12 protein-coding genes are annotated in these 16,286 nt (G+C 36.2%); 3 read left to right on the forward strand and 9 right to left on the reverse strand.

Features of this window, described 5'->3' with window-relative positions:
- Window positions 1-218 precede the first annotated feature (218 nt).
- The 6 genes from LUA91_RS05820 to LUA91_RS05845 all read right to left on the reverse strand — a co-directional run bounded on the left by LUA91_RS05820 (window position 219) and on the right by LUA91_RS05845 (window position 5,007).
- Complete coding sequence (locus LUA91_RS05820; protein ID WP_231425074.1) at window positions 219-1,229, reverse strand: bifunctional riboflavin kinase/FAD synthetase; 1,011 nt, start codon at window positions 1,227-1,229, stop codon at window positions 219-221.
- A gap of 180 nt (window positions 1,230-1,409) precedes the next feature.
- On the reverse strand, window positions 1,410-2,270 hold the full coding sequence (locus LUA91_RS05825; RefSeq protein ID WP_231425075.1) for a YitT family protein: 861 nt from the start codon (window positions 2,268-2,270) through the stop codon (window positions 1,410-1,412).
- Window positions 2,267-2,998 (reverse strand): tRNA pseudouridine(55) synthase TruB, encoded by a 732-nt coding sequence (gene truB / locus LUA91_RS05830; RefSeq protein ID WP_231425076.1) that lies wholly within the window; start codon window positions 2,996-2,998, stop codon window positions 2,267-2,269. The genes LUA91_RS05825 and truB overlap by 4 nt, the downstream gene beginning before the upstream one ends.
- A gap of 26 nt (window positions 2,999-3,024) precedes the next feature.
- Window positions 3,025-3,819, reverse strand: coding sequence for an undecaprenyl-diphosphate phosphatase (locus LUA91_RS05835; RefSeq protein WP_231425077.1), 795 nt, complete (start codon window positions 3,817-3,819; stop codon window positions 3,025-3,027).
- 79 nt (window positions 3,820-3,898) lie between these two features.
- Complete coding sequence (locus LUA91_RS05840) at window positions 3,899-4,129, reverse strand: DUF3098 domain-containing protein (RefSeq protein ID WP_231425078.1); 231 nt, start codon at window positions 4,127-4,129, stop codon at window positions 3,899-3,901.
- The gene (locus LUA91_RS05845; RefSeq protein ID WP_231425079.1) at window positions 4,129-5,007 is read right to left on the reverse strand and encodes an ABC transporter permease; all 879 of its coding nucleotides are present in this window, start codon (window positions 5,005-5,007) and stop codon (window positions 4,129-4,131) included. The genes LUA91_RS05840 and LUA91_RS05845 overlap by 1 nt, the downstream gene beginning before the upstream one ends.
- 181 nt (window positions 5,008-5,188) lie before the next feature.
- Between LUA91_RS05845 and LUA91_RS05850 the strand changes: the two genes are divergently transcribed.
- Both LUA91_RS05850 and leuS read left to right on the forward strand, forming a co-directional pair.
- Window positions 5,189-5,635 (forward strand): hypothetical protein, encoded by a 447-nt coding sequence (locus LUA91_RS05850; RefSeq protein ID WP_231425080.1) that lies wholly within the window; start codon window positions 5,189-5,191, stop codon window positions 5,633-5,635.
- 257 nt (window positions 5,636-5,892) lie between these two features.
- Complete coding sequence (leuS, locus tag LUA91_RS05855) at window positions 5,893-8,718, forward strand: leucine--tRNA ligase (RefSeq protein ID WP_231425081.1); 2,826 nt, start codon at window positions 5,893-5,895, stop codon at window positions 8,716-8,718.
- 471 nt (window positions 8,719-9,189) lie between these two features.
- On the opposite strand, the gene LUA91_RS05860 is transcribed toward leuS, so the two are convergent.
- The 3 genes from LUA91_RS05860 to LUA91_RS05870 all read right to left on the reverse strand — a co-directional run bounded on the left by LUA91_RS05860 (window position 9,190) and on the right by LUA91_RS05870 (window position 13,979).
- Window positions 9,190-10,491: a DEAD/DEAH box helicase gene (locus tag LUA91_RS05860; RefSeq protein WP_231425082.1), complete on the reverse strand. Its 1,302-nt coding sequence runs from the start codon at window positions 10,489-10,491 to the stop codon at window positions 9,190-9,192.
- 293 nt (window positions 10,492-10,784) lie between these two features.
- A complete protein-coding gene (locus LUA91_RS05865) occupies window positions 10,785-12,119 on the reverse strand; it encodes an MFS transporter (protein ID WP_231425083.1) in 1,335 nt (444 codons plus the stop codon).
- 414 nt (window positions 12,120-12,533) lie between these two features.
- Complete coding sequence (locus LUA91_RS05870; RefSeq protein ID WP_231425084.1) at window positions 12,534-13,979, reverse strand: APC family permease; 1,446 nt, start codon at window positions 13,977-13,979, stop codon at window positions 12,534-12,536.
- 260 nt (window positions 13,980-14,239) lie between these two features.
- Here LUA91_RS05870 and LUA91_RS05875 point away from each other — a divergent pair, with 260 nt between their 5' ends.
- The gene (locus LUA91_RS05875) at window positions 14,240-16,108 is read left to right on the forward strand and encodes a DNA topoisomerase IV subunit B (RefSeq protein ID WP_231425085.1); all 1,869 of its coding nucleotides are present in this window, start codon (window positions 14,240-14,242) and stop codon (window positions 16,106-16,108) included.
- Window positions 16,109-16,286: the final 178 nt, after the last annotated feature.

The raw sequence follows: 16,286 nt of genomic DNA on the forward strand, positions 1-16,286 counted from the left end.
AAAGCTCTCGCTTCCTAAATCATTTTCTGCAGATAATTTTAATAGTTTTCTGGCGGAAAAAAAACTATAAGTAGCCTTTTTATTTATGGCAGACTCAGTTCTTATTTGTGATGCGTTGCTCACAAAACAGTAGGGTATGCTTAAAAATAGAATGATGTAAAAAAGCCTCATTGCCGCTAATATAACGAATTTGAAGCTTTTTATAAGGAAGATTTTTTTTAATGGCTTGTTGATGATGCAAAAAATGCAAGTGTTGCTTCTTTGTCTTCTTGGAGTTGTATTGTCAAAGCATCCAATCCTGTAAATTTAACATCGTGCCTTAAAAACTTAAGGAAGTTCATTTTTATATCCTGACCGTAAATTTCCTGATTAAAATCGAAAATGTTCACTTCAATATTTCTGGTCATTCCGTTTATAGTTGGACGTTGACCAATGTAAGCCATGCCTCTAAAAGTTGAAAGTTCAAGGCTTAAGGTTGAAAGTTTTAGATCTTCATTTGAACCTTGATCTTCAAGTTTTTCGCTTTCTAAATTCATTTCGACAGTAACCGCATAAATTCCATCACCAGGAATAAGCTTGTAAGTTTCTTCTACAAATAGGTTTGCAGTTGGGAAACCAATGGTTCTGCCTATTTTATCGCCTTTAATTACCCTGCCAAAAATAGAAAATGGATAGCCTAAGTAATCCGCTGCCAAACCCACATCACCAGCTAAAAGAGCTTGGCGTATTTTGGTTGAACTTACTGCCACATCGTGAATATCCTGCTCTTTAATTTCTTCTACTGTAAAACCAAAATGTAAGCCAGCTGCCTTTAAATCAGCTAAATTTCCTGAACGATCTTTTCCAAAGCGATGATCGTAACCGATAATAATGTGTTTTGTGCCAATATTTTCTACCAGCGTATTCTTAATATATTCTTCGGGAATCTGGTTGGAAAAATCTCTTGTAAAGGGGGTAATAATTAAATGGTCTACACCTAAACTTTTTAAAATTTCTGCTTTCTCATTGATGGTATTAATCATCTTAAGATCTTGGTTTTCAGGATCGATGATCATTCTAGGGTGCGGGAAGAAGGTTAAGATTACACTTTCACCATTATCTGCCTTGGCCTTGGCAACCAATTGTTTAATTATTTTTTGATGTCCGAAATGTACACCATCAAAAGTACCTATGGTGACAATGGCGTTATCTAATTTCTTAAACTCGGAAAGGTTATTATATATTTTCAAGGGTAATTTTTATATTATTGGGTTTTGCAGGAGGGATGGAAGCGTTATCACCCGATTTAATCATTGTTGTTTATTATTTTGAAGGCATGCTTGCTTGTTTCTTAGGTTTCATCGGTAATTTAGCGTACAGCCCGACCTCTTGTGTAGCTTGCGGGCATGCCCAAATTTTTATTTAAATTGTTAATGCAAAGCATGACGTTTAACTACGCCGCCTTTTAAATCGGCAATTTGTTGTTGAATAACAAAAGCATCAGCATCAATTTGCCTAATGGCTGATTGCAGTTTGCTCATCTCCAGTTTTGTAACCACGGTAAAAATAATATCGAGATCCTTTTTTTCACCATAGCCACCTTCACCTTTGTAAATGGTAACACCACGTTTCATATCGTTAATGATATATGCTTTAATTTCTTCCTGATTTTCGGAAATAATGGTAACACCAGTGTATTGCTCCAAACCATTCACAATGAAATCGATGGTGCTGGAAGCAGAAAGGTAGGTTAAAATTGCGTACAAGGCAGTTTCGATGTTTAGAAAATAGGCGGCAAAAGCAAAGATGATAATATTTAAAATCAGGATGATATTGCCCACTGTTAAAATGCTATTTTTACTGATGTATAGTGCCAATACCTCTGTACCATCAATTACGCAACCACCTCTCATAGCTAAACCAATTCCACCACCTAAAAACAAACCGCCAAAAAATGCAATCAATAATTTATCGTGTGTAATAGGCTGAAAGGGAACAAAAATGAGCGCTACGGCTAAAGTTGCAATAGCTATTGCTGTTTTAATGGCAAAGCCTTTGCCTATTTGTTTATATCCTAAAATTACAAATGGGATGTTAATAATGGCAATCAGGTATGATAAATTCCACTTGGTTAAAGTACTTACGAGGAGTGAAATCCCAGTAACTCCACCGTCGATAAATTCGTTTGGCATTAAAAAGCTCTTCAATCCAAAACAGGCTGAAGTTACACCCGCAATGATTAGAAAAAATTCTTTTACAAATCGAGTGTTTCGGTTTTTAATGTTGTTCATAGTTGAGGTTCGGATTTAGACTCTTCCTTCTTACTGCGAATATAGTTAACGAGTTCTAAAACCTCAAACGAATTGGAAAGCAAAAAGTTTCCGCTTCGGGTACGTGTAAGTTTTGATAAATAAGCCCCATTATTTAATTGTTTACCGAAATCGGAAACGAGTGAACGAATGTAAGTGCCTTTACTACACACAATTCTAAAATCAATTTCGGGTAATTCGATTCTGGTAATTTCGAACTCTGGAACACTAACAAACCGTTTTCGCAATTCAACTTCTTCGCCTAACCTTGCTTTAACGTACAAACGTTCGCCATTAACCTTTACAGCTGAATGTGCTGGCGGATATTGTTCTATATCGCCAATAAATGGCTTACAGGAAGCATAAATTTCTTCATTGGTAATTTTGCTGATATCGAAAGTTTTATCAATTTTAGTCTCCATATCGAAAGATGGAGTAGTGGCGCCCAAAATCATGGTGCCTGTATATTCTTTTTCTTCTGCTTGAAAAGTATCAATTTGCTTAGTAAGCTTGCCAGTGCAAATGATCAATAATCCAGTTGCCAATGGATCTAATGTACCAGCATGACCAACTTTAAGTTTTAAGGGTTTTAAAGAGTTTCGGATTTTACCCACCACATCAAAAGAAGTCCACTTGTATGGTTTATTAATTAACAGCAGTTCGCCTTCGGCAAAATTAAAATCTTTAAACTTTGAATTTTCTGTACTCACAAATCTTTTTTCCGCAAAGATACAGATTAAATTATTTGTAAGTTATGGCCTGTCATCAATAGGATGATGATGATTAAACCTGCAACAATTCTATACCAGCCAAACATTTTGAAACCATGTTTATTTAAGTAGCCAATAAAACTTTTTATTGCCAACAAAGCCACAATAAATGCCACTACATTTCCAATAATTAACAAATTTGTTTGTTCGGGTGTAATGGTGTGACCATCTTTATAAAAATCTAAAAGTTTTTTTCCAGTAGCGGCAAACATAGTTGGCACAGCCAAAAAGAATGAAAATTCTGCAGCCAATTTTCTGCTTAATTTCTGAGTCATACCACCCACAATTGTAGCTCCAGATCGTGAAACTCCAGGAATCATCGCAATACATTGAAAGAAACCAATTTTTAAGGCGGTGAGATATGAAATCTGTTCTTCTTCATTAATGGTTGGTTTATCAAACCATTTATCAACAAAAAGCAAAATGATACCGCCTACCAATAATGATATTCCAACTGCCATTGGGCTTTCTAATAGCTCATCGATTTTTTTACTCAGCAAAAGGCCAAAAACAGCTGCAGGAATAAATGCAACTATCAGTTTAAAATAGAAGTTTATTGATTTAAAGAAGCGTTTAAAATATAAAACCACAACCGATAAAATTGCCCCTAGCTGAATGGCTACAGTAAATAGTTTCACGAAGGGATCACTGGCAATGCCCATGAATGAAGAGCCGATAATCATGTGTCCGGTACTTGAAACGGGTAAAAATTCAGTTAATCCTTCAATGATGGCTAGGATAATGGCTTGAAAATAGTTCATAGATATAAATGGCGTAGAAACATAGAAAACGCCTAATTTAAGTTAAGCGTTTTCTATATCGGATTCCGTTATGGAAAATTTACTTTTTTAAAATGGCGTATATTCCAAATGCAAAGCCGAATAATACCACTAATGGTGCCAACAAGGTTCTTCTGAAATCATAAATATCGCCGGTTGTTCCCATCATTAAGATAAAACCAAGGGCAACAATAGCCATGCTAATCAACAATAATTGATAGTTTTTTTTAGTAAATACCAATTCGCTTTTAACGTCCTTAACAATTGGAACGGTCTTTTTTTCTAATGCCATTATCTGTAAAGATTATAAGATTTTAAACGTAAATATCTGCTTACTGCAAACCATGTACTAATGCCTGTAATAAATATCCCGATGATTACCAAAGCCACAAATACAAAACCAAATTCTTTGTAATTGTTTAAGATGATAATTTCAGGAACTTCTTTACGGGCATAAATTAATGTAGCTAACAGGATAATAATTGCAATAAAAGCTGCAATTAAACCGTGTAATGCCGCAAATAATAAGAAAGGACGTCTGATAAAATTTTTCGTTGCACCAACCAGCTGCATACTTTTAATTAAAAATCTTTGAGAATAAATTGCCAGGCGTATAGTATTGTTAATCAGTGCAATAGAAATTATTAACAATAATGCCGCAAAAGCAAGAATAATTAATCCGATGGTGTTTATATTTTTATTTACCATATCGATCAGCGAGCTTTGGTAAACTACCTCTTTAACAACAGGGTTTTTAGAAATCGCAACTTTTAATGCGTCAATACTTTTATTATTTGCATATTCTGCTTTTAAATACACATCGAAAGTTGAAGTTAACGGGTTATAGCCTAAAAAGTTAACAAAATCTTCTCCTAAATCTTGAGTCAGGTTTCTAGCCGCCAACTCTTTGTTAACATATTGAGTTTGTTTTACTGCCCGGTTTAAATTCAACTCTTTTTGGAAAGCCAAAACGTCAGTTTCTTTAGCACCTTCATCAACAATAATATTTAAAACGATATTTTCTTTAACGTAGTTCGATAGGTTTTTGGCATGTACAAGTACCAACCCAAGCAGCCCTAGCATTAATAAAACCAATGCAATACTGATAATCGTAGAGATATATACGGTTTTGGTTTTCTTAGATGCGTCACTTACTTCGAATTCTTCCATGTATTTTTACTTTTGTTTTTGCGAAAATATAAATTATACCTGATAAACACCAATATAATCAACATAAACGGCCATAGTGAAAATTTAGTTTTTTTAATAAATTAAAAATTTTTGGCTTTTTAATAGTGCGGTACGAAATTTGTTGAAACGGCGTTATCTTAATAACCCAATTAAAATTCAAATGAAAAAACAAATTACTCTGCTTAGTTTATTACTGGTATTTACCGCTGTGCTTTTTTCTTGTAAGAAAGACGATTCTTCAGTTAAAGCTCGTGTAACCGGAAGATGGAGCGTTACTAAAATAGATGTTTCTGGCTACACTACAGCCGATACCCAATCAGATCCTAGTAAAGTTAATGGTACAATTACCGGTTTAAGTGGCGATTATATGGATTTCAAAGCTGATAACGATGACCAGGTAGAATTGAGTATTAAGGGCAATAGAACAATTGGAACCTATATCGGAACTTATGCAAAAATAGGACAGGACGCGGTTGAAACAATAAACATGAGCTTTGCAGAAGGTAATTTTTATTGTATAGTTGATGTACTTACAAGCAACAAATTACAGATTACAGCAAAACTCGATAAAACAAATGTGGTTAAGGTTTTTTATTTAACGAGATAAAAATTTAAATAATAAATATTTATTTGCGCCATTGGTTATCATAATCAATGGCGCATTTTTTTAAGTCTTTCGTCATTGCGAGGCACGAAGCAATTTTTAAAGAAATAGTGGATTGCTTCGTGCCTCGCAATGACGATCTATCGAACAAACATGTAAATCCTAATTCAGTGAAAATCTGTGTTTCCATAGCGAAAATTATGTTTTACTAAACCCCTTAATTTCCGTAATTTCGCACCTTTAAAAATTTAATACTTGCAATGGATTACCAATTCAAAGAAATAGAACAAAAGTGGCAGAAATTTTGGGCCGATCATCAAACATTTAAAGCTGAAAGTAATTCTGAAAAACCAAAATACTATGTATTAGATATGTTCCCTTATCCATCGGGAGCAGGTTTACATGTTGGTCATCCACTGGGTTACATTGCATCAGATATTTTTTCGAGATACAAACGCCTTAAAGGCTTTAACGTTTTGCATCCAATGGGTTACGATTCATTTGGTTTACCTGCAGAACAATATGCTATTCAAACCGGTCAACACCCGGCAATTACAACCGATGCAAACATTGCAACTTATCGTCGCCAGTTAGACCAAATAGGTTTTTCTTTCGATTGGAGTCGTGAGGTGCGTACCAGCGAACCATCTTATTACAAGTGGACACAGTGGATTTTTATGCAATTGTTCAATTCGTGGTATAACATCGAAAACGATAGGGCAGAAGATATCACTACACTAATCGAAAAATTTAACGCTTCAGGCACAACCGATGTTAAAGCGGTTTGCGACGAAGATGTGAAATCTTTCTTGCCAAGCGATTGGGCAACTTTTACTGAAGAAGAAAAACAAATCGAGTTGTTGAAATACCGCATGACTTACCTTCGGGAAAGTACTGTAAACTGGTGCCCGGCTTTGGGAACGGTTTTAGCAAACGATGAGGTAAAAGATGGTTTTTCTGAACGTGGTGGTTTTCCTGTTGAGCAAAAGAAAATGATGCAATGGAGCATGAGAATCACGGCATATTCTGATAGATTATTGCAAGGTTTGGATACCATCGATTGGCCTGAACCGATTAAGGAAATGCAACGCAACTGGATTGGGAAAAGTGTTGGTGCATCTGTTAAGTTCAAAGTTGAAAGTTCAAAGTTGAAAGATGAATCTTCGGACTCCGGACTTCCGACTCCTGACTTTATCGAAGTTTTCACCACACGTGTTGATACCATTTTTGGCGTTTCCTATTTAGTGTTAGCACCAGAACATGAATGGGTTTCTGAATTAACCACGCCAGCGCAAAAACAAGATATTAAGAATTACATTGCTCAAACTAAAAAGAAATCGGAATTAGACCGCATGGCGGATACGAAAACCGTTTCAGGAGCTTTTACAGGTACTTATGTTATTAATCCCGTAAATGGCGAACGCGTTCAATTATGGATTGCCGACTACGTACTTGCGGGTTACGGTACAGGTGCGGTTATGGGTGTGCCGAGCGGCGACCAACGCGATTGGTTGTTCGCCACGCATTTCAACCTACCGATTATCCAAATTTTGGATGGCCAAAAAGATATTGAAACACAAGCCGACCCTACAAAAGAGGGAAAATACATCAATTCTGGTTTCATCAATGGTTTAACTTATAAAGAAGCTGTTCCATTCTTGAATAATTGGTTAGAAGAGAAAAAAGTTGGTAAAGCAAAGGTTAATTTCCGCCAACGTGATGCGATTTTTGGTCGCCAGCGTTATTGGGGAGAACCGATTCCAGTATATTTTAAAGATGGATTACCTTACTTAATCAACGAAGAGGAGTTGCCTTTAATTTTGCCTGAGATTGATAAATATTTACCAACTGAAACAGGAGAGCCACCTTTAGCGAGGGCTGAAGGATGGCAGCCAAAAGATGGTGACCATTACGAGTTAAGCACCATGCCGGGTTGGGCAGGTAGTAGCTGGTATTGGTACCGCTATATGGATGCAGAAAATAACGCAGATTTTGCTTCGAAAGAAGCTGTTGAATACTGGAAAGATGTTGATTTGTATATTGGTGGGTCTGAACATGCAACTGGTCATTTATTGTACAGCCGTTTCTGGAACAAATTTTTGAAAGATTTGGGTTATATCAAAGAAGAAGAACCTTTCAAAAAACTCATTAATCAAGGCATGATTCAGGGCAGAAGTAATTTTGTTTATAGGATTAATGATGCGGATGGCAAACCGACAAATACTTACGTTTCTGCCGGATTAAGAAAAGAATACAAAACTTCGGCATTACACGTTGATGTTAACATTGTAGAAAACGATACTTTAGATTTAAATAAATTCAAAGCCTGGAGAGAAGAATATGCAAACGCAGAATTCATTCTGGAAGGTGGAAAATACATCTGTGGTGTTGAGGTAGAAAAAATGTCGAAATCAAAATTCAATGTGGTTAATCCTGATGATTTGATTGAGCGTTATGGAGCCGATACGTTACGTATGTACGAAATGTTTTTAGGTCCGCTGGAACAAAGCAAACCCTGGAATACAAATGGTATTGAGGGCGTATTTAAGTTCTTGCGTAAATTCTGGAGGTTATTTCATAATGAAGCCTGGGAATTTAGCGTTTCTGATGCGGAACCAACCAAGGCAGAATTAAAGACCTTACATAAAATCATTAAAAAAGTACAAGATGATATTGAACGGTTTTCTTTCAATACTTCGGTTTCCAGTTTTATGATTGCGGTTAATGAGCTAACGGATTTGAAATGCAACAAACGCAGTATCTTGCAGGATATGGTGATTTTACTTTCATCTTATGCGCCACACATCTGCGAAGAACTTTGGGTTCAATTGGGTAACGGAGCTGGAAGTTTATCTTACACAGCATTTCCAACTTTCAATCCAGAACACCTGGTAGAAGATGAATTTGCTTATCCTGTTTCCATCAACGGAAAAATGAAAATGAATTTGAATTTGAGTTTAACATTGGCTCAGGCAGAGGCAGAGGCTATTTTGTTAGCAGATGAACAGTTCACTAAATATTTAGATGGGAAGTTGCCTAAGAAAATCATTTTCGTAAAAGGGAAGATTATTAATGTAGTGGTTTAAGTTTTTAAGCTGAAAGGTTAAAGACTAAAGCAGAAAGCTTTCTAACGATTTTTATAAAAAGAAACCCCGAGTTGAGAAAATCAATTCGGGGTTTTTTATGCTTTCCGTCATTGCGAGGCACGAAGCAATCTTCAACTATAGGGTTTTCATAGCGAGCGCATTAAGATTGCTTTCCTGAATGGTCGGGATAAACTGTGCCTCGCAATGACGACCGTTTATGCAAAGTTTATTATCAAAATTCTTTTATGCACTTCGTCCTGCTGAATTTAATTCATCTATTTGCAGTTAAGACCCTGAAATAAATTCAGGGTGACGACCATTCTTATTAAATCTATTAAAGGACTTTGCAATTTCATGGCCGCCTGGCTTCAGCCGTCGCATAAAAAACCCGGGTTGTAATTTTTACAACCCGGGTTTTTATCATTTGCAAAGAAGCTTTATCTTTTGAGCTTTAGTCTTTCAGCTAAAAGCTTACTTCGCCTTGTTTCTATTTCCACCAAATCTACGGTTGTTACTGGCATTACGAGGCTTACCGCTCATGTTTCCATCACCACCGCCTCTTTTGCCGCCACCACCACCTTTCGATTGCGCTTGTGGTTTACGTTTCACCTGGTTTTTTGCCAACATACTTTCCCAGGTTAAAGGGTAAGGATGGTTATCAACAACAGGCAACGTTATTTTAATCAGTTTCTGAATATCTAATAAATATTCGTTCTCCTCAGCATCACAGAATGAAATGGCAATACCATTTGCACCCGCACGGCCCGTACGACCAATCCTGTGCACATAAGATTCAGGGATATTCGGTAATTCGTAATTGAAAACGTGAGATAACTGGTCGATATCTATACCACGGGCAGCAATATCAGTAGCGACTAAAACACGAATTTTCCTGTCTTTAAAATCTGTTAAAGCTCTCTGACGGGCATTTTGTGATTTATTTCCGTGAATGGCAGCAGCCTTGATCCCAGCGTGTGCTAAATCCTTTACAATTCGATCTGCTCCATGTTTTGTACGGGTAAAAACCAAAGCCGTTTCAATCGCTTTATCTTCCAATAAGTGAATTAAAAGTTTCTTTTTATCTGGTTTATCTACAAAATAAATAGATTGGTTAATGGTTTCAGCCGTTGAAGAAACTGGTGTAACCTCCACTTTCGTAGGACTAGATAAAATAGTATTCGCTAGCTTTTGAATTTCATCAGGCATGGTTGCCGAGAAAAATAATGTCTGGCGTTTTGCTGGTAACTTAGCCACCACTCTTTTTACATCGTGGATAAAACCCATATCCAACATACGGTCGGCCTCATCTAAAACAAAAAGTTCGATGGTGTTTAAGCTAATGAAACCTTGGTTCATTAAATCTAATAAACGACCAGGTGTAGCCACTAAAATATCAACGCCTTTTCTTAGCGCTTCAACTTGTGAGTGTTGGTTTACACCACCAAAAATTACCAAACGGCGTAAATTTAAGTTACTTCCGTAAGCTTTAAAACTTTCTTCAATTTGGATGGCAAGCTCACGTGTTGGTGTTAAAACTAAAGCTTTTATGTTTTTTGTGGCTTTAGTATTGATGTGTTTTTCGTGCAACAATTGCAACATCGGGATAGCAAAAGCAGCAGTTTTACCCGTTCCTGTTTGTGCGCAACCTAATAAATCTTTTCCTTTTAAAATCGTTGGGATGGATTGCTCCTGTATTGGTGTAGGTTGTGTATAACCTTCTTTCTCAAGAGCCTTTAAAATTGGCTCAATGAGGTTTAATTCTTTGAATAACATGTATGTTTTTTTGTAATATTTATCGAAGAAGCTAGAACAATCAATTGTTGAAGGACTAACTTGCGGAGAGAATATGCCAATAGATTGACAAGCCCTTATTCCTGCTTCAGCGGCAAAGATACGAATAATATATGGAAGAGGGAAAAGGGAGAATATAAGAGGGGAAAATGGAAGATGGCAAATAAAAAATAGTAAATGGGGAATAGAGGTGAAATAGAAATATCGGAAATTCGATGCTAAAAAGTTGTGAGCCTTCTCCATCCTAAAATCCTTTAATCTTTAAAATCCTGGCACTACTTCTCTTCCTTAAATCTGCTAAAAAACAATAGCGCAATTAAACATAATCCAAAACCCACGATTCCATTAAGGCGGAGTCCGAAATCATTTCCAGGATCTTTACCGTAAATGGTGAGCATGGCAAAAATTGCAATTCCCAAAGTTTGCCCAAGTTTAACAAATAAATATTTTACCGCGAAAAACATGCCCTCGTGGTTTTCGCCAGTTTCAAGTGTATCTTTTTGAGCAATATCTGCTAAAATTGCGGTTGGTAAAATCCCTAACGCAGCCAACGGAAAAGAGGCTGATAAAACCAAAATATAAATTTGGGTATGCGGACCAAATGGCAATTTCCCTAAAAAGAAAATGGTTACAAATATTAAGCACAGTACACCAAATGCCAGCAGTACAAATGGTTTTTTACCAATTTTTGCCGAACCAAAATTTACCAAAGGATAAAATAACAAAGAAGCCATTACCATAGCGCCCATAAATTTCCCGCCTTCTGATTCTGGTAAGCCCAGAAGTACGGTACAAAAGAATAATAAGCCGCTAGAGATAATGCTTAAAGCCGTGTAAAAAGCAAAATCTGAAATAAGGTAATATTTAAAATTACTGTTTTTAAAAGTATTCTTAATTGCTGGCCATAGGGGAATATGGGTTGGTTTTGCCACAGAAAATTCTTTTTCGTTGATAAAGAAAATGGGTAGCAACATCACAATTCCTGATAAAATACACAAGCCCCAAATGGCAATTTGAACAGCCTCGCTACGGTTTGCAACCACAAAATTATTTTGTACTAAATCTGCAAAATTATTGGTGCAGGCTGATAAAATAATTCCAATAACAAAGCCAACTTGCTGATAGCTTGATAACTTCACTTTCTGCCTTGGCGTATTGGTCACTTCTGCCAATAAAGCATTATAAGGAATGATGTAGGTAGTTACAGAAACAAAAAACAAGCAGAGCGTAATGGTTAACCACCAGGCATTATGTAGGCTTTCTCCTTTTTGAATGGGATAAAAAACCAATGCACAGAAAATCATTGCAGGCACAATTGCCCATTTCATAAACGGCATCCGGCGGCCGTTTGGGTTTTTACTGGCATCACTTCTTGATGCAATAAAAGGATCGAAAATGGCATCAACTAATCGGCCTGATGCTGCAATAATGGAAAGAATATTAAATGCACCTAAAAAAACAAGTTGTGGTACTAAAGGTGGTAAGCCAGCATTGCTTGGTGGTAAATAGAAATAGGGAAGCATTACGATGATGATATTTGTCATCGTGCTCCAGCCAATCATGCCTGCTGCATAAGCAATTTCTTGTTTTAGTGAGAGTGTTTTATTCATTAATTATTTCAACGGTTATATTTTCTATTTGGAAAGCAATTTCCTGCCAAATCGGTTCCGAAAGTCCTGCTTTTCGTTTTATTCTGGCCAAAGAAAAATTGGCCTCCGTGTTCACTCCAATCAGGTTTATTTTACTCGGGATAACATAAATATTTAAGTTTGTTGCCGAGTAAAGTTGCGCTTGTTAAGGTAGCAAATTTGCCCATTAAACCCGACAGGAGCGAAATACTTTTTTTAGTTGTCGTAACTTCGAATATGCTGTCATTTTGAGGAACGAAGAATCTGCAAGAGATAAAACAGATTCTTCGTAGCTAAAAATGACAATAGTTTAAAAAAAAGATTATAGTCCCCAACATTTTTGGGGAGAACTATCGAAACCGATTAGCACTGCATTTGCTTTTAAAATATTTTAAATTATTTCTTATTGATCAATCTACCGATAAAATAAATGATTAAAAAACCCACAAAAATATACAATCCGTTTAGTGCTGCATTTGGATCGTCGGCATAAATGCTTAATGCAACGAATGTGTAAGCTGCAATAAATATTATTGGCAATATAGGATATAACGGAACTGTGTAAATGGTTTTTTTATCAAGATGTGCAGTTCTTTTTCGAAGAATAAAAATGGTTGCTGCCGAACTGGCCATGCTGATGCTTTCCAGAAAGATAGTATAGTTTAAAATCTTATCAAAAGTTTTCGCATAAAAAATAATCACAACTGCAACCACTGTAAAAATGGTTAAACTCCAGGTAATTACTTCGGTTTTTTTATTCATTTTACTGAATATTTTTGGTAAAGCGCCCTCTTCGCCCATGGCAAACATCGCCCTCGGATTGCTCAATAAATTCACATTTACGTAACCCATTACGGAAATAAAAATAATAACCGAAAACATATTATACCCTGCTGGGCCGAAAATTTTTGAGGCTAAAATGGCAGCAATGCTTTCTGCTGTTTTTAATTCCTCGAATCCAATTACTTTTACATAAACATAATTAAGGATGATGTATAACGCTACAATTATGGTTAAGCCTATGATTATGGAACGTGGAATTACCTGTTTAGCTTCCTTCACTTCTCCACCGAAATTAATGGTTTGGGCATAACCCGCATAAGAAAATGAAACAGCAATAAGGCATAAGCCTAATGCTTTTCCATAATCGGTCCAGCTGGGTAAAGCACCAATAGTTGTTTTAAATATTGGTGTGGTAGTTTGTGTTTGTTCGCCAAAAAATACTGCACAGATTAAAGTTAAAATAAGAACAATTTTTATAACTGTTAATACATTCTGGGTTTTGGAACTGGCTTTTAAGCCTAATAAATTAATCAGGTAGAAAACCAAAATGGTAGCTATAGCAATTACAACACGATAAGTTTCATTCTGCATTTCTGTTGGCAGAATAATTTTACTTAAATATTCTGCACCAATTATAGAAATAGCTGCAACCGATGCAGCACTTGAAATAAGTACAATGCAATTAATGGCAAAGGCAACCGATGGATGATAAGCCTTGGAGAAAATTTTGTAATAACCACCTGTAACCGGATAACGTGAGCCAATTTCGGCATAAGTTAAAGCGCCACAAAAAGCTACAAAACCACCAATAAACCAGGCCATATAAAATAATTCTGGGATTTGGGCTTTTGCAGCCACATTTACCGGCGTACGGAATATGCCCATTCCAATTACCAAACTGACCACAATCATGGATAAATCGAAGAGCGAAAGTTGCTTTTTCTGTTGCATTAAGGGAATAATAAATTGATGGGTTGAAGATAAGGAAATTATGGATGCCGTTTGGTGAAGATGTAAAATGGGAAATGCGGAATGGGTTGCAGTTTCTCCATCATCCATTTTACCTTTTACATTTTACATATCCTTTTTGTTGAAATTTTCTTTTGCTAGCCTCGCAGAATAAATCTATTATTGTATAATAATTTTTGCTATTCGAGATTTGCGAAACCAAACAACTGTTTCTTCAAAAAATTTCAATATCAAATCATCCCTAAATACTTGTCATGTTGAATGTTAAAGCTCACTCCGAACATCCCTCGGTATGGCTGCTTTGTGTTAAATGCAAAGCTCAATCGACCTGACAACAAATAACAAAATTTATGGCAGAAGTAATTTATAACGACGACAGCATTCGCTCATTAGACTGGAAAGAACACATCAGACTACGCCCCGGTATGTATATTGGTAAGCTTGGTGATGGCTCTGCACAAGATGATGGTATTTATGTTTTGTTAAAGGAAATTGTAGATAACTCTATCGATGAGTTTGTGATGGGTACTGGAAAAACCATCGAAATTACCGTTTCAGAACAGAAAATTAATGTTCGTGATTATGGTAGGGGTATTCCGTTAGGGAAAGTTATAGATTGCGTAAGTAAAATAAATACAGGCGGAAAATACGACAGTAATGCATTCCAAAAATCTGTTGGATTAAATGGGGTGGGTACTAAAGCAGTAAATGCCTTATCTACTAGTTTTGTTGTACAATCTTACCGCGATGGTAAAACTAAAAAAGTTGAGTTTTCGAAAGGGGAAATTGTAAACGAGCAGCCAGTAATAGATACCACACAGCGAAACGGTACTGCCATTACCTTTTATCCTGATGAAACCATTTTCAGAAACTATCATTACATTCCTGATTTTGTAGAAAGTATGGTTTGGAACTATGTGTTCCTGAATACAGGTTTGACTGTAAATTTCAATAATCAAAAATATTTCTCGGAAAGAGGTCTTTACGATTTGCTTTCAAAATTTAATAAGCCAGAAGAAATCCGTTACCCGATCATTCACATGATTGGTAATGATATCGAAATTGCAATGACTCATGGGCAGCAGTATGGCGAAGATTACCATTCATTTGTTAATGGGCAACATACTACTCAGGGCGGAACGCACCAGGCTGCTTTTAGGGCTGCGGTTGTGAAAACCGTTCGGGAGTTTTTCAAAAAAGAATTTGATGCCGCCGATGTTCGTTCATCAATTATTGCCGCCATTTCTGTGCGTGTTCAGGAACCTGTTTTCGAATCGCAAACGAAAACAAAACTAGGTTCACAAAACATGGGGCCTGAAGGACCGTCGGTTGCAACTTTCATCAACGATTTCGTTAAAAAGGAATTAGATGATTATCTGCATAAAAACCCAGATGTTGCTGATGCACTTTTAAAACGTATCAATCAATCGGAAAGAGAGCGCAAGGATATTGCTGGTATCAAAAAATTAGCGAACGACCGGGCGAAAAAAGCTTCGCTGCATAATAAAAAGCTTCGCGATTGCAAAGTTCATTTTAACTCTACTCACGAAAAACGATACGAAACAACCTTATTTATTACCGAGGGCGATTCTGCTTCAGGTTCGATTACAAAATCTCGTGATGTAGATTGCCAAGCTGTTTTCAGTTTAAAAGGTAAGCCGCTTAATTGTTATGAGCTAACAAAAAAAGTGGTGTATGAAAATGAAGAATTTAACCTTTTACAGCATGCCTTAAACATTGAAGATGGTTTGGAAGGATTGCACTACAATAATATCGTAATTGCTACTGATGCAGATGTGGATGGAATGCACATCAGGTTATTGATGATGACTTTCTTTCTTCAGTTTTTCCCTGATTTAGTAAAAGCAGGACATGTTTACATTTTACAAACCCCATTATTCAGGGTTCGAAATAAAAAAGAAACCATTTATTGTTATAGTGATGAAGAGCGCCGAAATGCCATTGAAAAATTAGGGAATAAACCTGAAATCACTCGTTTTAAAGGATTGGGAGAAATTTCTCCTGATGAATTTGGTTTGTTTATTGGTAAGGATATCAGGCTCGACCCTGTTATTTTAAAAGATCAAACCATCAAAAGTTTGCTGGAATATTACATGGGTAAAAACACTCCTGATAGGCAGCAGCACATCATTAGAAATTTGCGTGTAGAAAAAGACGAGGTACAGGAAGAACCCAAAGTTATTGATGAAGTAGCATAAAATTCGGCGTTAATTTAATCATGAAATTAAATCAACGCAAGTGAAACCTTCTAAAAGTTCAGCAGGAAAGTATTTAATAGTTGTATTTTTAATATAAGTCATTTTCGGAATAACGGCAGGTTTATTCGTTAATTTCTCTAAAATACCACTTCTAAAATCTGTAAATAAAATTGCCCAG

The organism is Pedobacter sp. Leaf250, from assembly GCF_920984735.1.
Classification (GTDB): domain Bacteria; phylum Bacteroidota; class Bacteroidia; order Sphingobacteriales; family Sphingobacteriaceae; genus Pedobacter.